Source organism: Stagnimonas sp. FW305-C-60 (assembly GCF_058782965.1).
Genome location: NZ_JBYSYF010000001.1, coordinates 776,161 through 792,872 on the forward strand (window position 1 = coordinate 776,161; position 16,712 = coordinate 792,872).

Annotated in this window: 20 protein-coding genes; 16 read left to right on the forward strand and 4 right to left on the reverse strand. The window is 62.5% G+C overall.

Going from position 1 to position 16,712, the window contains the following annotated elements:
- Nucleotides 1-27: 27 nt before the first annotated feature.
- The 13 genes from AC3WT6_RS03500 to AC3WT6_RS03560 all read left to right on the forward strand — a co-directional run bounded on the left by AC3WT6_RS03500 (nucleotide 28) and on the right by AC3WT6_RS03560 (nucleotide 7,906).
- Entirely contained in the window at nucleotides 28-516 is a 489-nt protein-coding gene (locus AC3WT6_RS03500) for a hypothetical protein (RefSeq protein ID WP_492652172.1), read from the forward strand.
- 66 nt (nucleotides 517-582) lie between these two features.
- Entirely contained in the window at nucleotides 583-864 is a 282-nt protein-coding gene (locus AC3WT6_RS03505) for a hypothetical protein (protein ID WP_492652173.1), read from the forward strand.
- A 75-nt stretch (nucleotides 865-939) separates the two neighbouring features.
- On the forward strand, nucleotides 940-1,356 hold the full coding sequence (locus AC3WT6_RS03510) for a hypothetical protein (protein WP_492652174.1): 417 nt from the start codon (nucleotides 940-942) through the stop codon (nucleotides 1,354-1,356).
- Between the two features lie 64 nt (nucleotides 1,357-1,420).
- Nucleotides 1,421-2,320 (forward strand): TIR domain-containing protein, encoded by a 900-nt coding sequence (locus AC3WT6_RS03515; protein ID WP_492652175.1) that lies wholly within the window; start codon nucleotides 1,421-1,423, stop codon nucleotides 2,318-2,320.
- 177 nt (nucleotides 2,321-2,497) lie between these two features.
- Nucleotides 2,498-3,028, forward strand: coding sequence for a hypothetical protein (locus AC3WT6_RS03520; RefSeq protein ID WP_492652176.1), 531 nt, complete (start codon nucleotides 2,498-2,500; stop codon nucleotides 3,026-3,028).
- A gap of 62 nt (nucleotides 3,029-3,090) precedes the next feature.
- On the forward strand, nucleotides 3,091-3,399 hold the full coding sequence (locus AC3WT6_RS03525) for a hypothetical protein (RefSeq protein WP_492652177.1): 309 nt from the start codon (nucleotides 3,091-3,093) through the stop codon (nucleotides 3,397-3,399).
- Between the two features lie 79 nt (nucleotides 3,400-3,478).
- The gene (locus AC3WT6_RS03530) at nucleotides 3,479-4,000 is read left to right on the forward strand and encodes a hypothetical protein (RefSeq protein WP_492652178.1); all 522 of its coding nucleotides are present in this window, start codon (nucleotides 3,479-3,481) and stop codon (nucleotides 3,998-4,000) included.
- 86 nt (nucleotides 4,001-4,086) lie between these two features.
- Nucleotides 4,087-4,518 carry a hypothetical protein gene (locus tag AC3WT6_RS03535; protein WP_492652179.1) on the forward strand — a complete coding sequence of 144 codons (432 nt, stop codon included), beginning with the start codon at nucleotides 4,087-4,089 and terminating at the stop codon, nucleotides 4,516-4,518.
- Nucleotides 4,519-4,535: 17 nt separating this feature from the next.
- A complete protein-coding gene (locus AC3WT6_RS03540; RefSeq protein WP_492652180.1) occupies nucleotides 4,536-5,087 on the forward strand; it encodes a hypothetical protein in 552 nt (183 codons plus the stop codon).
- 111 nt (nucleotides 5,088-5,198) lie between these two features.
- Complete coding sequence (locus tag AC3WT6_RS03545) at nucleotides 5,199-5,561, forward strand: hypothetical protein (protein ID WP_492652181.1); 363 nt, start codon at nucleotides 5,199-5,201, stop codon at nucleotides 5,559-5,561.
- A gap of 76 nt (nucleotides 5,562-5,637) precedes the next feature.
- Nucleotides 5,638-5,961, forward strand: coding sequence for a hypothetical protein (locus tag AC3WT6_RS03550; RefSeq protein ID WP_492652182.1), 324 nt, complete (start codon nucleotides 5,638-5,640; stop codon nucleotides 5,959-5,961).
- Between the two features lie 757 nt (nucleotides 5,962-6,718).
- A complete protein-coding gene (locus AC3WT6_RS03555; protein WP_492652183.1) occupies nucleotides 6,719-7,186 on the forward strand; it encodes a hypothetical protein in 468 nt (155 codons plus the stop codon).
- Nucleotides 7,187-7,243: 57 nt separating this feature from the next.
- The gene (locus tag AC3WT6_RS03560; protein WP_492652184.1) at nucleotides 7,244-7,906 is read left to right on the forward strand and encodes a hypothetical protein; all 663 of its coding nucleotides are present in this window, start codon (nucleotides 7,244-7,246) and stop codon (nucleotides 7,904-7,906) included.
- A 170-nt stretch (nucleotides 7,907-8,076) separates the two neighbouring features.
- On the opposite strand, the gene AC3WT6_RS03565 is transcribed toward AC3WT6_RS03560, so the two are convergent.
- Nucleotides 8,077-9,081: an AraC family transcriptional regulator gene (locus tag AC3WT6_RS03565; protein ID WP_492652185.1), complete on the reverse strand. Its 1,005-nt coding sequence runs from the start codon at nucleotides 9,079-9,081 to the stop codon at nucleotides 8,077-8,079.
- A 153-nt stretch (nucleotides 9,082-9,234) separates the two neighbouring features.
- Between AC3WT6_RS03565 and AC3WT6_RS03570 the strand changes: the two genes are divergently transcribed.
- From AC3WT6_RS03570 to AC3WT6_RS03580, 3 genes are all read left to right on the forward strand, one after another.
- Nucleotides 9,235-10,269 carry a 2Fe-2S iron-sulfur cluster-binding protein gene (locus AC3WT6_RS03570; RefSeq protein ID WP_492652186.1) on the forward strand — a complete coding sequence of 345 codons (1,035 nt, stop codon included), beginning with the start codon at nucleotides 9,235-9,237 and terminating at the stop codon, nucleotides 10,267-10,269.
- Between the two features lie 64 nt (nucleotides 10,270-10,333).
- Nucleotides 10,334-11,524 carry an alkane 1-monooxygenase gene (locus tag AC3WT6_RS03575; protein WP_492652187.1) on the forward strand — a complete coding sequence of 397 codons (1,191 nt, stop codon included), beginning with the start codon at nucleotides 10,334-10,336 and terminating at the stop codon, nucleotides 11,522-11,524.
- A 106-nt stretch (nucleotides 11,525-11,630) separates the two neighbouring features.
- Entirely contained in the window at nucleotides 11,631-12,098 is a 468-nt protein-coding gene (locus AC3WT6_RS03580) for a nucleoside deaminase (RefSeq protein ID WP_492652188.1), read from the forward strand.
- A 13-nt stretch (nucleotides 12,099-12,111) separates the two neighbouring features.
- Here AC3WT6_RS03580 and AC3WT6_RS03585 read toward each other — a convergent pair whose 3' ends face one another.
- The 3 genes from AC3WT6_RS03585 to AC3WT6_RS03595 are packed head-to-tail and all read right to left on the reverse strand — an operon-like array spanning nucleotide 12,112 to nucleotide 16,592.
- Complete coding sequence (locus tag AC3WT6_RS03585) at nucleotides 12,112-13,356, reverse strand: MgtC/SapB family protein (protein WP_492652189.1); 1,245 nt, start codon at nucleotides 13,354-13,356, stop codon at nucleotides 12,112-12,114.
- Between the two features lie 15 nt (nucleotides 13,357-13,371).
- Complete coding sequence (locus tag AC3WT6_RS03590; RefSeq protein WP_492652190.1) at nucleotides 13,372-15,654, reverse strand: GNAT family N-acetyltransferase; 2,283 nt, start codon at nucleotides 15,652-15,654, stop codon at nucleotides 13,372-13,374.
- On the reverse strand, nucleotides 15,651-16,592 hold the full coding sequence (locus tag AC3WT6_RS03595) for a histone deacetylase family protein (protein WP_492652191.1): 942 nt from the start codon (nucleotides 16,590-16,592) through the stop codon (nucleotides 15,651-15,653). The genes AC3WT6_RS03590 and AC3WT6_RS03595 overlap by 4 nt, the downstream gene beginning before the upstream one ends.
- Nucleotides 16,593-16,712: the final 120 nt, after the last annotated feature.

Here is a 16,712-nt window from a genome sequence, read left to right on the forward strand (position 1 = left end):
GCTTAACTTGAGCGTTAGGAGTTACAGGTGAGTTTCGATCTCTTCTTCATTGCCTACGAGCGCGCTGCACCAACTGTTGCAGTAGCAGAAGAAGTGCGTATGGCCGAAGAAGAAAAGCCGATACCGCACTTTGATGCAGAGAGACGAGCCGTTATTAACGATCTCATTAAGCTCTATCCCCAATACGTCTTTACGCCATCTGACGAAGGAGAGCATCTTGGCGGCTCGCTCGGGTGCGACAAGTGCGATCTTCCAGAAATCGTCTTTTGGCCCAGCCACGCGATGACTGGTGTTGAGTTCAGCGCCGATCCGAATTGGTCACAACAGATGCTAGTAACAATCGGACGCACCTTCGAGCGGCATCGTTTTGCAATCTACGATCCAGAAAACGAGAAAGTCTGGACCTCTGGTGACCTAGAGCAGTGGCTACCCGGTGCGGTGCGAGATGAGCAGCGCGCGATAAAAGCTATTCAACAACGTTCGCAGCCCCAAAAGCCGTGGTGGAAGTTGTGGTAACTCCTAACCAGGCATTCAAGCGGACGGGCTACGCCCGCCGCTTAACTTGAGCGTTAGGCGTCAAAGATGACTTTGCTCGAACTGACAACCGATCTAGTGCGGCTCGACAGCACTCATACCCTCTACGTAAAGCAGCCTTGGGCGCCAAACTCCGACGCGGTGGCTGCAGAGCCCGATCCGGACGAGCAGCTAGTTCCTGCCGGGCTTGAGGCTCAAGGCTTTTGCTATTTCCTCGAAGTCAGCATTGCAAAAGAGTTTTCTCAAGGCTGGCAGTCAACGCTGCAGCGGTCACCAACTCCATTACAGCTTTGTGAGAGGCTGATTCAATATGCAGTTAACGACGCCTAACCAGGCACTCCAGCCGACCGCTACGCCTCCGCTTCGCTGCGGCTCCGCGTCGGCTGAGTTTGGGCGTTGGGCCAAATGAAAATCGCGGCCTTCATTGTGTTGTTCGCAGTTGCCGCTTTCGGCGCCGAGTGGGTTTACAGAAGCTTCTTTCGGCCGGTTGATGCGCTCGGGCCGGAGGTCGTTGCCCTCGCAGCGCACTTCACGAAAGGCGGCATTCCAGTTACGCCCTACGCCGTCCGTCATGGCTATCGCCATTCACAGGTTTCGTCGGCAGCAGCTCTGCAAATCCAAGGCTTTCCGCTTCCAGTGTCAGCTGCGGTGTGCCCAACTGAGAGCGCGGCAGAAGCATTTCTTGCACGTGTTGCGGCAAGCCCTAACTTGACTCATCCACAGCGAAATGGCCGGCTCGTAATTGACCTGCCAATGTGGGGTAAGGACACCGAGCAAATGGCGGAAAAGGTAGGCAATGTTGTCGCATCATTTAGCTACTAGGCCCAACAGGGCATTCAAGCGGACGGGCTACGCCCGCCGCTTAACTTAGGCGTTGGGTTTCAAAATGAAAGCATCGGAGAGACCATCTCTTTTCATCGGCTCCTCGGTCGAGGGCTTACCGTATGCGAAGGCAATCCAAGTTAATCTGGATCACGCGCTTCAAGTAACGATCTGGTCGCAAGGCGTATTTGGTCTAAGCGGCGGCACGTTGGAAGAGCTAACAAAAAAGCTCGATCAAATGGACTTCGCAGCGCTAGTTGTGACACCCGACGACCTTATAACGTCGCGCGATGAAGAAAAGCCCGCGCCACGAGATAACGTATTGCTCGAACTGGGCCTATGCATTGGCGCGCTGGGGAGGGAGCGTAGCTTTATCGTGTATGACCGCACGTCCAACATTAAGCTTCCAACAGACTTGGCGGGGGTTACGCCGGCAACTTTTCATCCACACTCCGACGGAAATCTGGAAGCAACCCTTGGGGCAGCGTCCACTCAGATTGAGAAGAAAGCCATTGAACTCGGACTCCGAACAAAAATTGGCCAAGTCGGCCTTGTAGATCAGCAAACTCAATTTCGAATAATTGCCGATCTACTCGGCGTTGTGGCAGACAACTTCATCATTCAACTGGCACTGTCCGACAAGTACCTTGTTCGAGAAACTGGCATGGCTCTCAGGTTAGGGAGGCACTGGTACGGCATAGACTTTCCCAACCGCCACATTGGCAGCGGCCGTTTTTCGGTTGATGAGCTGTGCGAGAAGTTGATGGAGGCAGACATAATCGCGCAGCGACTCAACCATCAGGTTGTTCTCACCCAGCGAGGCAAAGACTTTGCACAATGGCTGATTGACAATGGGTACAAAGCTAGCGCCTTTACCTGCAATTTGGGTGGATGGGGCACATCGAAGTGGTTCATGCGTTCGGGAATGGACCTTTTGAAAGAAGGCGCGCAGTCCTATGACTGAAACCCAACAATCACTTCCAGCCGACGTCCCTGCCGCCGCTTCGCGTCGTCAGGGCCGCGGCTGAAGTGGGGCGTTGGGCAACACAAAATGGCTGAGTCCAAATCTCCTAGCGCGCCAATCATGTATCGGCTTAGTTGCTGCCATACCTTTTGGCTGCAATCAGAAGTTGATGGCCCAATGGACCAGTTGCTGGATTCGGCACAAATGTCATTGCAAAGGACACATCTAAAACCGAGTTGGGGCACATTTGAAGCAGAGTTGCGCCGAGGGTATCTAAGGGTCAAGAAATCACCGGCCACCCGGCCAAATGCGGACATCATTCCAGTTAACACGTCTTGGAAGGCATTCAGTGAACGCGCCTGCTGCGAGCTTGGGGCGGCTTTAACCGACTCTGGCGAGCTCCTTCCGGTTCAGAGTGAGGTTGGCACGTACTTTCTGTTCAACCCACAACGGACAGTCGCTCAGATGCTTGATCTAGAGCGCACTAAAACGGTTACAGGCACAAGCCTGAAACCTCCGTACGTCCACATCAGTGGGCAGATGTATTTTCGGGGCACCGTTCCACAGTCGGAGTCGCTGTTCGTTTTGAGCGAGAGTCCCCTTCGCCCCGGGCTTCTTGCATCGGAGTCTTTCCGGGCTGCCGTGTTGGCAGCAAAACTCAAGGGCTTTGAGTTTGGTGAACTACATGCTGGTGTGGGGTACTCATGAGTGTTGCCCAACAAAGCGCTCCACGCGACGGCTTCGCCGCGCGTGAGCTTGGGCGTTAGGCTATGAAAGAAGCTCCCTCAAGCAGTGGTTCGCTCGTCACGCTTCGCCTGCTCTGCGGCTTGCCGCTACTTGCGTCGCCGGTCCTTCTTATCGGCGGTATCTTTGCGCTTACGGCATACGGCGCGTCACTGTTTCAGCAGGCTTACACCGTAGCGGTCATGGCTTACCCAGTCGTCTATATCGCAGGGTTCAGCTCTTCATCTCAGCGAGCGAAGGCCGGAGACAGTGAGGGTGCGGTGCGCGCCATGATCTTCGTTCTCTATTACCTCTTGGGCATTCTCGCGCTATGGCCCATTTGGGGGCCAAAATGAGTCATCTCGCAAAGCAGCCTAACCACGCGCTCCAGTGCGACGTCTCCGCCTTCGGCGGAGCCGCGCCTGAGCTAGGGCGTTGGGCGGCTTTGAAGACATGACAGCAACGACGATCGCCGCGACGATTCGTGCATCAGTGGCTTTCGGCCTCTGCCTCGTGGTGTCCGTGGCTTGGGCTTCCAAGAAGACCGACCTAACCGGTGTTTACCCCCACACACACCAGAACATCATCTTCAACCCTGAGACTCAACAAAACGATCCGATAGAAACAGAAGATTGCCTAGAGCTTCGTTCGGTTTGGGAGAATCAATTGGCCTTTCATTTCTACGTATATGGTGCAAACGGCCATACGTGCGAAATGCAGGGCATAGCCATGAACATGAAGATGAAACCCAGCATCTACGAATACCGCGAGAGAGTTGGAGACGATCACGCTCAGGACTGTGTGCTACGCATCCACGTGTCAGATGCTGAGGTCGAGCTTGAGGACAGTGACAACCAATGTCGCGCGTTCTGCGGCGTACGAGCCGGATTCGATGGCGTCAAGTTCCCGCGCGCCGCAAACGCAGGCCGCCATCAGTGCCGAGATTGGATCAAATGAAAACGGCATGGCTTTGTGCGGCACCACCCAACCAAGCATTCAAGCGGACGGGCTTCGCCCGCCGCTTAACTTGAGCGTTGGGCGCCATGAAGAGTGTCGGTGTCGCCTTTGCACTAGTTCTTCTAACCATTGTCATCGACGATGCTCAGTACATGATTCGGGCTTGGTCAGAGTTTGAGGCCGACGACGCACAGCATCACATTCAGTTTCAGGTGCTCAGCTGCATCGTCGTTGTGTGGCATCTCGTCCTAACGGGCCTCTCCTGGCGCAGCACTCGCCGCGTACATCTAAGACTCATTGGAGCCTTTGTGGGTCTGGTCAGCCTGGTCCTTTTGCACTCGCTCCTCTGGCCGCTGGCTCATCATGCATCGGAGGTGGAGGGTGCATCGGTCGGGGCCAAAATATTTAGCGGCGGGTTTCTTTTCGCAGCGGCCATCCTCGTGTGGTGGTCATGGCGGGTGTTTTGCGCCCAACCAGCGGTTGAAGGCGACGCGGCTTCGCCGCGCGCCTTAACCTGAGCGTTAGGTCTGCAAAAATGATCCGACTATTCATTGTGTTCTTTGCTTTCGTCAGCCTGACCGCGCGAGCTGATACGCAACCGTGGAAGCCCAGCCAAGAACAGGTTGAAATATTTCGTGCAGCCCATCGTGTAAACGGCACACTGACAAAAGAGATGCACGAACGCTTTTGGTCGCAAATGCCGTCGGCTTCAAGCCAAAGCGATCTCGCTGCTTTTCGTGCAGCAATGGCCCGATCAACCGCAGCTGATCTTGGCAGACAACGCGCAATGTGGCTGAGCATTAGAGATACAGCGGCTAGCCACAAAGTAATAGTTGACCCGTCCTATGAACTAGCTCGCAAAGCTTTTGCTGAAATGATCAGTCTTGGAGAAATCAGCAGAGAGAAAGTGCAGGCCAAAGAAGAAGAGTTCCAGGCGCAACTGGTTCTTGTTGCCGAAGGTCGGCCGGTCAGTAGCAACGGTAGAGAGTTCCTAGTTACTCCAGAGCTGGCCACCAACATCTTGTCAAACTTAGACAATTCGTATGAAAGAGTCAGGCGGTTACTTGAGCCGGTTTGGCAGCCCTAACCAGGCATTCAAGCGGACGGGCTTCGCCCGCCGCTTAACTTGAGCGTTATGCCTTAAGCATTTCGGAGCGAACTTATGTTTATGGGTAGGCCCGCGTCACATCTTGTAGCAATGTTCTATTTCTTCATCTTGTGCATTGCTTTCGCATTCACTGGCTATCGCGCATTTCAGTCAGGTCAGGGCGGCTACATCGGGCAATTCGCATTGTTTGCTCCGCATGCGGTGGCCTTACTTGCGCTCTCGTCCAAAGCGCGGTGGTCCTACTTTTACTGCGCGGCACTGCTTTTCCTTTTCCCCGCTTTTTTGTTGGGCTCCATGCTGCTCATCATTTTCAAAGTTCCAAACGCACCCATAGCAACGTTGGTTCCGTCGCTCCTCGGCTCAGCGCTCTTTTTCTGGCTGTTTTATAGCTTCACCTTGGGCGAGGCCTCCAAAGCCTTCTACGGTGCAAAGGGGAGCGGTAGTGGGGCATAACCAGGCACTCCAGCCGACCGCTACGCCTCCGCTTCGCTGCGGCTCCGCGTCGGCTGAGTTTTGGCGTTAGCTGTTTATGAGCACAGTCTTCGAGGAGCGCACTCTTTCCGCCGCCTTGGCGCGAGCTACTGAGCTATATGAGGCAGTCAAACACATGCCTGGTCAGCCCTATGCAAGCTATTTCAGGCAGCTCGTCTCCAGCTTGGAGGCGCGGAACATTGAAGAAGCGGTCCGTGTGCGTGGCTCTGTTCCCTTTGCCGGCATGGGCGGCTTCGGAGAGTTCCTTGAAGCAACACCTTCAATTCAGGCGTCGCATAAAGCTCTGGGCGAGCTTATTGGTGCCCTCAAACTTCAATCGCGCTATGGCATTGCCCGTGAGCATCCAGCAGCGCACAGCTAACACGGCATTCAAGCGGACGGGCTACGCCCGCCGCTTAACTTGAGCGTTAGGCCACTCTGCTACCTTTGTTCTTTCTTGGGGAGTTAAAGATGAAGCGGGTATCAGCGTTCGTTCTGCTATCCATTTGCGCAGCGTCTGGTTGCACAACACTGGATGACCTACAGGTCCCTACGGAGCAGAAGCACTTCGTCCTCCAGAAGGACCATGTACGAATTGAACATCGAGGTATCGCACAGAAAAAGCACGTCGAAGGGCTAAGAGCCGGGTCCTATTCATTGATTCGCGAGGATCGCGACGGGTTTTACTTTTCAGGCACGGGTGACTGCGTCCTAATCTTGAATGACCAGCGAGGAGACAAATATCTTCAGACCGGCGAGGTTACTCCGTTCGAGATCCGGAACCGTGAGCAGTTCACCTTCGCCGGAGGCGCAGGTGGCCTCTGGTTGCCCAAGCCAGGGGTCCAGAAGGAGCCACGGCTCTTCTGGAATATCCGCAACACCACGGATGGCGCCCCGCTTGGGCTAACAGGGGTTGCCATAGTTGGCGCCACCGAGGGGTCACTCGGCTACTTACCCTTTGGCGCAGAGAAAGACTTTCTCGCAAGCATTGCCGTACTCCCGGGCGCTGGCCCGCAGATTCCTTGCGGCTCGTCGTCTTCGGCCACGGGGTCGTGATTCGTGGCCTAACAAGGTTCCAGGGGACGTCCCAGCCGCGCTACGCGCGTCTGGGCCGCCCCTGAACCTGGGCGTTAGCCAGCATGAAAAGCACCTACACAATCTTCGCCGACTACAACCAGTTCTATCTTTGGGACAAACAAATAGCGCCCGACGCTCCGACTGACTACAGCGACTTGGATGTTGAGAGAAGAATCAAAGCCGCTCCCCATGTCGTAGTTGTTCAGCCAGAGAGAAACATGGACGTCCCTGTTGAGTTCGAGGCGCTTGAAGTAGAGCCTGCATTGGACTCAGAGCATTGGGACCACATCGCAGAAGCAAGCCTTGAGCTTCCTTCGGGCTCGCTCGAAATTCACGAGTGCACCGGCGGCTCAGTTGATCTAATTGCATTGAAGCCTGGCACGTATCGAGTGCGCGCTTACTTCGGCAATCTTGGTGAGCTTAGCGACGATGGCCTTGATGGCAACGACCATTACAGAGTGGTCGTTTGGCCTGCACCGTTTGCGCCACTTTCCGTTCTTAAGCAATACGGTGGGCGTAGTGCTGGCTAACCAGGCATTCAAGCGGACGGGCTTCGCCCGCCGCTTAACTTGAGCGTTAGAAGGCTGATGAACGGACGCGCAATCTTCTTGAAGTCGCTTTTTCGCCTGCTCAAGCAGGCGAGTATTCCGTTCGTTGTGTCGGCCGCATACGCGAGTTGGGTTTACTCGTCCAAAGGAGGCGACGCTTCGCCTACGGAGTGGATTACACCATTCGCAGGTTCGTTCTTCTTCTGCATGTGGCTGCTCGGCCAGTTTCTTCGGACGTCAAAGCAGGTTTCGGATTCTGAGAATTTTTCAGAGTTATCCGCAGGTATTGCAGAGATCAACAAGTCGGTTGGTGAGTTAAAGGCGGCTGGAATGGGCAGGACGCTTTCGGAGGCTCAGCAAGGAAGTGAGCTATTTACCCAAGCCAAGCAGCTCGTTGATAGGGGGAGCGTTCTCGCTGGCTTGCTTCAAGGCGGGCTTGCTTTCGAGCAGGCAGTGCACGACAAAGCGAAGCGCATGGGCCTGGACAGAAAGGACTACAAGGCGCTGCCACATCTCATCTCAGAGATCGAGCGCCAGCTCGGCCCCGGCGCGCAGAGGGAGATTCAGGTTCTCTGGAAGCTGCGCAATCAGATCGTGCATGCTGACGAAGAGGCGGCCAAGCAACTGCAACAGCAGCCCGACCTCATCAAGATGTTTGAGCGAGGCATACAAATGCTGGGGCCTGCGAATGATGCCTTCTAACCATCGCATCCAGCCGACGTATTTGCCTTCGCTTCGCTGCGGCAAATCCGCGGCTGATGCGGAGCGTTGAGGCTGTAGAAAAAACCAGAACGCACTGCGGGCTCGTAGCGAAAAGTCGCCGTGCGTTCTGATCGCAGCAGGCAAGCTGCGGCTTGGCACGCGCCAACAACTCAAGCCGGGCGATATGCCGAAGGTGCGACGCCTTCCCAGCGCTTGAACGCGCGGCGGAAGTTGGCCATGTCGGTATAGCCGAGCACATAGGCGATCTCTTGCAGCGTGAGCCGGCCGGCTTTCAGGTGCTCGACGGCGAGCATGTGCCGCACCTCTTCCAAGATCTGCTTGTACGAGCTGCCTTCATCGAGCAGGCGCCGGTGCAGGGTGCGCGGGCTCAGGTTGAACATCCGCGCGATGACTTGCAGTGAGGGAAAGCCACTCTGCTTTTCCAGCATCGTGCGCCGCACCCGCGCGGCCAGTGATTCCTGCTGGGTGCGCTGCTCCAGCTCGCGCTGGCAGATTTTCGCGGCGTCCTGAAAAGCCGCGGGGTCGGCCATCTTCAGGGGTTGGTCGATGGCCTCCAGCGGCAGTGCGAAGCCGGCCCAGGTCTGCTGGTAGCGTACCTCGCACTTGAACAGATCGCGGGCCAGCGCGGCCTCGCCGGCGTCTTCAAAGGGGAAGGCGGCGTAGCGGATCTGGCAGGAGCCCATGGTGATGAAGTCGAGCACGTTCTTCACCGCCAGGATCACCGCCTCCAGTACCAGCCGCTGCACCTCGCCCAGCGGCACGGTTTCCACGAACTGCACGCGCAGCTCCTGTCCCTTCTGCTCGTGTTGCATGCCCACCAGGGCGGTGCGCAGCGGGATGTAGCGCTCCACCAGATCCAGGCCCTGGCGGATGGTGCTGCTGTTCATCGCCGCGTAGCCGAGGATGCCGTGGGTGTTCACCCGCAGCCGCTCACCCACCAACAGACCCAGCGCCGGCTCGTGGGTGATCTCCTGGGCGTTGAGCACCAGTTTCCGGAAGGCCGGCCAGGACAAGCTCACCAGCGCCTCGCCCAGCTGCGCTTCGCTCAGGCCGCTCTGCGCCAGCCAGCGCGGCACATCGGCGCCGAGACTGCCGACCTGGTCGGCAATCTGGCGGATGTAGTAGCCCGGCAATTCGACGTCTGCGCTTTGCACTTGCCTCGGTAATCCGATCGGCGGTGGGTGATCGTCGCGGACTGTCAATAAATGACCCGTCAATGTCAATCGCGAACCTCGTTCGCGTGGCGGCTGCTACCTACTCTGCATAGCGTCGGAGCCGGTATCGGTTCCCTCGTGCAAGGAGAACGCATGCTTTCATTCCTAAACAGCAAGAAGCCGGTCAACGCCGAGATCAACGGCCAGACCATCGCGGTCGCGGCCAAGGAAACCCTGCTGCAAGCCGCGCTGCGGCAGGGTGTGGAGATTCCCTACAGCTGCCGGGTCGGCGGTTGCGCCACCTGCAAGTGCAAGCTGCTCAAGGGGCGGGTCAAGGAGCTGACCGAGGCCAGCTACATCCTCTCCGACGAGGAGCTCGACCAGGGCTACATCCTGGCCTGCCAGAGCGTGCCGCAGACCGATGTGCGGATCGAGGTTGATCTCTCCCGCGTTGCCGCGCGGCGCACGGTCGGGGCGCGGATCATCGAGCAGGCCCGGCTTACCCACGACATCACCCGCCTGCGCCTGCGGCTGGACGACAGCCTGGCGTACAAGGCCGGCCAGTTCGCGGAGATTTCGGTGGCGGCGCTGCCCGGCGTCAGCCGCAACTATTCCTTTGCGACGGCGATGCAGCCGGACTCGCAGCTGGAGTTTTTTGTGCGCAAGGTGCCGGGTGGTCGCTTCTCGACGCTCATCCACGAGCAGAACCTGGTGGGCCAGAGCGCGCAGGTGGTCGGCCCGCTGGGCGACTTCTGGCTGCGCCCGGCCGAGGCGCCGCTGCTGCTGGTGGCCGGCGGCAGTGGTCTGGCGCCGATCCTGGCGATGCTTCAAGACGCGGCCCAGAGCGGCGTCAGCCGCCCGGTCAGCCTGCTGTTTGGCGCGCGCCAGTCGCGCGATCTCTATGCGCTGGACGAGATCGAGGCGCTGCGCCGCCAGTGGCGGGGGCGCTTTCGCTTCATTCCGGTGTTGTCGGAGGCCGGCGCCGACCCCAACTGGGACGGCGAGCGCGGCCTGGTCACCGAGAAGATCGCTGGCGTACTCGAAGCTGGCGCGCACGCCTACCTCTGCGGCCCCCCCGGAATGATCGACAGCGCGGTCGCGCTGCTGATGCAGCAGGGCGTGGCGCGCGAGCACATCCACGCCGACCGTTTCACCACCCAGCAGGACGCCATGGCGGCGGCTGCCTGAGTTTTCACGAGAGCTTCCTCCCACGAGAGCTTCCTCCCACGAGAGATCCCAACCCGAGAATCCCATGAACCTACTGCACTACCTCAAGTACTTCCTGTTCCATGCCATCGGCCTGATGAGCGTCGTCGCACTGGTCGGCGGCGGCCCCTACGTCACGCTCGGCCTGGTCACCACCCTGATCATCTACATGGTCGGTGATGGCTTAAGCGGCGACGACACCACCACGCCCAAGTTCAAGCACCCCGGCATCCTCACCGTGCAGCTGTGGATGGCGCTGCCGCTGCTGTTGCTGATCGTGTTCGCCGCGGTGTGGAGCGTCAGCTCCGGCGATCCGCTGGGCTTCGGCCAGCTGGTCCAGCAGTGGACCGGTTACGACGCCCTGGCGGCGCGCGAGGCCACCGCCTTCGGTCATCACATCTCGGCGATCCTCCTCACCGGCCTGATGATCGGCATGATCGGCACCATCCCGGCGCACGAGCTGACCCATCGCACCTGGGACCCGGTCTCGATGTTCGTCGGCCGCTGGATGCTGGCCTTCAGCTTCGACACCATCTTTTCCATCGAGCACGTCTACGGCCACCACCGCTATGTTTCCTCGATCGACGACCCGGCCACCGCGCCGCGCGGCCGCAACGTCTACCACCACATCATCGCCTCCACCATCAAGGGCAATGTCAGTGCCTGGAACATCGAAAAGAAGCGTCTCAAGCGCAAGGGCCAGGCCTTGTTCTCCTGGCACAACGCGGTGATCCGCGGGCATCTGATGAGCGTGCTGCTGGTGGCGGTGGCCGCGGCGATGGGCGGCTGGCCGGCGGTGCTCTTCTTCGTGCTGTGCGCGCTCTGGGGCAAGGCGCTGCTGGAGATCGTCAACTACATGGAGCACTACGGCATGGTGCGCAACCCGGCGGTGCCGGTGCAGCCGCGGCATTCCTGGAACACCAACAAGCGCATCAGCTCCTGGACCATGTTCAATCTCACCCGCCATTCGCATCACCATGCGCAGGGTGAAGTGCCCTACCAGGATCTCAAGCCCTTCCCGGACGCGCCGATGATGATCAGTGGCTATCTGACCACCATCCTGGTCGCCCTGGTGCCGCCGCTATGGCACCGTCTGATGACGCCCAAGGTACTGGAATGGGATCGCAACTACGCCTCGGCCGAAGAGCGCCTGCTGGCGGCCAAGGCCAATACGCGCAGCGGGATTCCGGCGCTGATGAACGCCACCTCCAACACCAGCACCACCGTGACCGCCTGAGCGTGGCACAAACCTCGCGCCCCGCCGTTGCGGCCGGGACGCGAGTGGTAGAAAGTCGGGAGGCGGCCGCCCACGCGGCCCCTCCTACTTTTTTTTGGAGACGGCGATGACCAGCCAGCCCGACTACGCTTCCATGCTCGCGGTTGCCCTGGAGGAGGCGCGGGCCGGTCTGGCAGAGGGCGGCATCCCGATCGGCGCGGCGCTGTTCCGCCGCGACGGCCGCCTGCTCGGGCGCGGTCACAACCGGCGGGTGCAGGAGAACGATCCCTCGGTGCATGCCGAGACCGATGCCTTCCGCAAGGCCGGGCGCCAGCGCGACTACCGCGACACCATCATGGTTACCACGCTGGCGCCCTGCTGGTATTGCAGCGGGCTGGTGGTGCAGTTCGGCATCGGCGCGGTGGTGGTCGGCGAATCGCGCACCTTCACCGGCGGCATCGACTGGCTGCGCCAGCGCGGCATTGAGGTGATCGACCTCGATTCGGCAGATTGCCAGCAGCTGCTCGCGCAGTTCATCGGCGCCCATCCCGAACTCTGGAACGAAGACATCGGCGAGCCCTGCGCCGCTCACTAAGTTCTAGCGTTCCTCAGGCAAACAGCAGCACGCCCAGGCCCAGGCCGGCGGCGGTGGCGGCAAAGCCGCGCAGCACCGGCAGCAGCAGGGCGCGGCCGGCGATGGCGCCGACGATCATCAGCTTGGCCAGGAGGTTGGAGCAGTAGGCCAGCACCACGGTGTGCACCACCTCGGTGGTGCTCAGGCCGCCGCCCTCGTGCATCTGCAGGCTGGAGAGGGTGATGGCGTCGACATCGGTGAGGCCGGAGACCAGGGCCACGGCGTAGACGCCACGGGCGCCGGCGAGGTCGTGCAGCCAGGCCACCGCCATCAGCACCAGCCCGAACAGGGCGCCAAAGCTGAGCGCGGCGCGCAGCTCGATGGGGTTGGCGATTTCCAGTGGCGCGCCCTGTGGCGTTTCGCTGCGGATCTCCCGCAGCGCGCGCCAGGTCACCAGGGCGCCGGCGACCAGGCCCAGGCCCAGCACCGGCAGCAGCTGCGGCAGTACGTCACGGCCCATCACGCCGGTGACGATCGCCAGCCGCAGCATCACCACCAGGTTGGCGATCAGGATCACCGTCAGCGCCATCCGCAGCGCGCCCGGCGACTGCCGCAGCTGCCGCGAATAGACCAGGGTGGTGGCGGTGCTCGACACCGCGCCGCCCAGGAGCCCCAGCAGCGGCCCGCTGCGGCTCTCGCCGAAGATGCGCAGCGCGGTGTAGCCGGCCAGACCCAGGCCGGAGATCAGCACCACCATCAGCCACATGCGGAAGGGGTTGAGCACTCCGTAGGGGCCGTAGCCCTGGTTGGGCAGCAGCGGCAGCACGATGAAGCTGATCAGCGCGAACTGCAGAAAGCTGATCAGGTCTTGGTGGGTAAGCCGGTGCGAGAGCCCGTGCAGCTCGGCCTTGAAGTACATCAGGCTGGTGGCGGCCAGCGCCAGCGCCACCGCCAGGTGGATGTGCTGATACCAGAGCATCGCGCCCAGGCAGTAGCAGAGCAGGGCGCCGAGCGGAGTCACGGTGTCGGGGTCTTCGCCATTGGCGGCGGGCGCGCGGGCGCGCAGCAGCACCGCGCCGACCATGGCGAGGCCGGCAACCAGCGGCCAGATGCTCGCGCTGTGTTCGCCGAGCATGGCGGTCGTGGTGCCGAGCAGGGCGGTAAGCGCGAAGCTGCGCAGGCCGGCGCGGGCGTTGGGCCGGCGCTCGCGCTCCAGCCCCATCATCAGCCCGATGCCGAGGCTGACCAGAAAGGGCTGCACCAGTTTCAGTTCTTCCATGGCACGTGGCGCCGGCTAGGCCGGCGCATTGATCTCCACCCGCAGGCAGCCGGGCTCCTCCGGCTCCGGCCGACGGCGAAAGCCGAGCTTCTGCGCGGCCTTGAGCATCGGCGTGTTTTCACTCAGCACCACGCCATACACCTGGCCGATGCCGCGCTGCCAGGCGTGGTCGAGCAGTCGTTGCAGCAGGGCGCGGCCGAGGCCGCATTGCGCGTGATCGTGATGCACCAAGAGGCCGAACTCGGCGTGCCGGCCGTCGGGGTCGGCGACCAGGGTGGCGATCGCCATCACCTCGTCGGGGTCGCCGCCCTCCGGCACCAGCACCAGCGACATCTCGCGGTCGTAGTCGATCTGCGTCATGCGCGCGCCCATGGCGTGGCTGAAGTGGCGGATGTAGGTGAAGAAGCGCATCCGCACTTCCTCGGCGTCGAGCTTCTGCAGCAGGCGGATCAGTGCCGGCTCGTCGGCCGGGCGCACCGCGCGCACCCGGTAGCGGCGGCCGTCGCTGGCCTCGATCAGGCCCGAGAGTTCGCTCGGCCAGGGCGCCAGCACCAGGCGCTGGCGGTCGCTGGCGGGTGCGGCGGTAAGCGTCGCGCTGGCGGCCTGGGTGAGCCAGGCGCTGCCGCTACCTTCGACCGCCAGCCGCAGTTCCAGGCCGAGCAGCGCCGGCTGGTCGACCAGAAGCTGCGCCAGCTGCACCAGGGCGGCGCTCAGCGGCGCGCGCGCGGGATCGTCGGCGGCGAGGCCGGCGCGATCCAGCAGGCGCCCGGCGAGTAGGCCGTCGAGCGGCGCAAAGCCGTAGGCGGGGCTGCCGCCGCGACGGCTGGCGCGCAGATGCTGACCTAGCTCCGGATGGCAGACGATGGCCACATCCAGCTGCCCGCCGGCGCCGGGCTGCGCGGCCGGCAGGCCATAGGCGGCCAGCAACTGGCCCAGCTCGCTGGTGCTCATCGCCGCCGGGCCGGTGGCGGCGCGCTCGCGCAGCTGCGCGCGCAGTGCCGCCGGGTCGGCGTCGGGCAGGCGCTGCGGCGGTGGCGTCTGGGTGAGCAGCTCGCGGCGGCGGTGGTATTCCCAGCGGTAGCGCAGCGCGCGGGCGGCGGCGTCGGCGGAGGTGAAGGTGGCGAGCCCGGCCTGGGCGCAGAGATTGCGCGCCGGCATCACGCTGTCCAGGCCCAGCCAGACAGTGAGCAGGCGCGGGTCCGGGTGCTGGCTGATCAACTCCGCCAGCTCGCTGTGCGAGGAGCCGGTGGCCGGGCTGTGGATCAGCAGCAGCGAGGGCAGCTTGGGGTCGGCGAGCAGGCGTTGCATGGCGTCGGCGAGCACCGCCGCCGGGGCGTTGCCGAAGTCCAGCGCGCCGCCAGACTGCCGATGCCGGGGCAGCTCTGCGCGCCGCTCTTCGCTCAGCGCCAGCGGTTCCAGGCCCTGGCGCGCCAGCGCATCGACGCCCAGGGTGCAGATACCGGCGCCATTGCCGACCACCAGTGCCTGGGCGCTTTGCAGGGCGGGCAGGCGCTGCAGGGCGGCGAGGGCGTCGAACAGGCCGGGCAGGCTTTCGCATTCCACCAGGCCGGCGCGGGCGAAGGCGGTGGAGCGCACCGGGTCCGGCCCCCGGCCGATGCGGGCGGCGGGCTGGGTTTGCAGCACCACCACCGGCTTCAGGCGCGCACAGGCGCGCGCCGCCGACATGAACTTGCGGCCGCCGCGCAGATGGCTCAGTTGCAGCACCACGCCGCGGGTGTGCGGGTCGAGCGCGGCATAGTCGAGCAGGTCGGCGACATCGACATCGGCCTCGGCGCCACTGATCGCCACCCAGGAAAAACCCAGGTGGCGGCCGGTGGCCCAGTCGAGCGCGGCGGCGGCGATCGACTGCGACTGCGCGATCAGCGCCAGCCCGCCCTCGCCAGGCGCGCAGGGAAAGCTGGCGGCATTGAGGTGGACCGCCGGCTGGATCACGCCGCCGCAGCGCGGCCCCAGCAGGCGCATGCCCTGGCGACGGGTCTCGGCGAGCAGCTCGGCGCCGGGTGCCGTGGCCAGGGGCCAGAGCAGGGCGCGGCAGCCGCGCTCGCCGAGGCGGGCGATCAGCGCCACGTCGGCCAGCGCCGGTTCGGCGATCAGGGCGCAGCTGCGATTGGCGCCGCCGCTGGGCCAGCCGGTCAGCCGGGCGTCGGTCTGCACCAGCGGCAGCTGCGGCTGGGCGCGCAGGTTGTCGAGCATCTGCCGCACCGCCGGCTCTTGGCTGAGGCCGACGCAGATCACCGCTTGCGGGCGCAGCAGGCTGTCGAGGTGGCGGATGGTCATGCCAGGAGGCCGTCGCCGACGAAGGGCAGCAGGAAGGATTCCACCGAGCGTGCCAGAGCGTGGGGCTCGTAGCCACCTTCCAGGGTGGCGACCACCCGGCCCTGGCAGCAGCTCTCGGCGATGCCGGCAATCACGCTGCCCAGCCAGCGGAAGTCGTCATAGCCCAGGCGCAGGTCGCCGAGCGGGTCCTGCGCGTGGGCGTCGAAGCCGGCGGAGACCAGAATCAGCTGCGGCCGCAGGGTCTCCAGGAGCGGCAGCCAGCGTTCGCTCACTGCCTGCCGGAACACCGCGCTGCCGGCATAGGCGGGCAGCTCGACATCCACCAGATTGCGCGCCTCGGGCGCGCCGGCCCAGTGCGGGTAGAGCGGGTTCTGGTAGGTGGAGAACAGCCACACCCGGTCGTCGCCCTTGAAGATGTCGGCGGTGCCATTGCCGTAGTGCAGGTCGAAGTCGAGGATGGCGATGCGCTTGAGCCCACGGCTGAGCGCGTAGGCGGCGGCGACCGCGACGTTGTTGAAGAAGCAGAAACCCATCGCCCGGTTGCGCTCGCAGTGATGTCCCGGCGGACGCACCGCGCAAAAGGCGAGGCCGGCCTTGCCGTCCAGGGCCAGATCGACGCCGAGGATGCCGGCGCCAGCGGCGCGCAGCGCGGCCTGGAGGGTGTGCTCGGCTTGCAGGGTGTCGCCGTCGATGGCGACCGGCCCGGCGCGGGTGTCGGCGTGGAATACCCGGTCCAGATGCGCCTCGCTGTGTACCCAGGCCAGCTGCTCGCGCAGCGCCAGCGGCGCCTGGTGGTGCTGCATGAAGTCATAGAGCCCACTGATCCGCAGCCGGTCGAAGATCGCGTTCAGGCGCTGCGGGCATTCCGGATGCATCGCGCCCATGTCATGGCGCAGGCAGTCGGGGTGGCTGATCCATGCGACGGGGCGGTAGCTCATGGTCTTGTTCGGTCTCCTGGCTACCGCACTGTCTCTGTCACCAGCTAGGGGGGCATTGACGCACATCAATGCACCTGCCCGGCGTGGGAACCAGTCTAGCGTTGCCGGTCAGTGCCGGTA

Bases quoted from the DNA above. Each gene is read 5' to 3' on its own strand.
- AC3WT6_RS03555 (WP_492652183.1), top strand. From the start codon at position 6,719: ATGAAAAGCACCTACACAATCTTCGCCGACTACAACCAGTTCTATCTT.
- AC3WT6_RS03575 (WP_492652187.1), top strand. From the start codon at position 10,334: ATGAACCTACTGCACTACCTCAAGTACTTCCTGTTCCATGCCATCGGC.
- AC3WT6_RS03510 (WP_492652174.1), top strand. From the start codon at position 940: ATGAAAATCGCGGCCTTCATTGTGTTGTTCGCAGTTGCCGCTTTCGGC.
- AC3WT6_RS03520 (WP_492652176.1), top strand. From the start codon at position 2,498: ATGGACCAGTTGCTGGATTCGGCACAAATGTCATTGCAAAGGACACAT.
- AC3WT6_RS03535 (WP_492652179.1), top strand. From the start codon at position 4,087: ATGAAGAGTGTCGGTGTCGCCTTTGCACTAGTTCTTCTAACCATTGTC.
- AC3WT6_RS03585 (WP_492652189.1), bottom strand. From the start codon at position 13,356: ATGGAAGAACTGAAACTGGTGCAGCCCTTTCTGGTCAGCCTCGGCATC.
- AC3WT6_RS03505 (WP_492652173.1), top strand. From the start codon at position 583: ATGACTTTGCTCGAACTGACAACCGATCTAGTGCGGCTCGACAGCACT.
- AC3WT6_RS03545 (WP_492652181.1), top strand. From the start codon at position 5,199: ATGTTCTATTTCTTCATCTTGTGCATTGCTTTCGCATTCACTGGCTAT.
- AC3WT6_RS03570 (WP_492652186.1), top strand. From the start codon at position 9,235: ATGCTTTCATTCCTAAACAGCAAGAAGCCGGTCAACGCCGAGATCAAC.
- AC3WT6_RS03525 (WP_492652177.1), top strand. From the start codon at position 3,091: ATGAAAGAAGCTCCCTCAAGCAGTGGTTCGCTCGTCACGCTTCGCCTG.
- AC3WT6_RS03590 (WP_492652190.1), bottom strand. From the start codon at position 15,654: ATGACCATCCGCCACCTCGACAGCCTGCTGCGCCCGCAAGCGGTGATC.
- AC3WT6_RS03560 (WP_492652184.1), top strand. From the start codon at position 7,244: ATGAACGGACGCGCAATCTTCTTGAAGTCGCTTTTTCGCCTGCTCAAG.
- AC3WT6_RS03580 (WP_492652188.1), top strand. From the start codon at position 11,631: ATGACCAGCCAGCCCGACTACGCTTCCATGCTCGCGGTTGCCCTGGAG.
- AC3WT6_RS03515 (WP_492652175.1), top strand. From the start codon at position 1,421: ATGAAAGCATCGGAGAGACCATCTCTTTTCATCGGCTCCTCGGTCGAG.
- AC3WT6_RS03540 (WP_492652180.1), top strand. From the start codon at position 4,536: ATGATCCGACTATTCATTGTGTTCTTTGCTTTCGTCAGCCTGACCGCG.
- AC3WT6_RS03595 (WP_492652191.1), bottom strand. From the start codon at position 16,592: ATGAGCTACCGCCCCGTCGCATGGATCAGCCACCCCGACTGCCTGCGC.
- AC3WT6_RS03550 (WP_492652182.1), top strand. From the start codon at position 5,638: ATGAGCACAGTCTTCGAGGAGCGCACTCTTTCCGCCGCCTTGGCGCGA.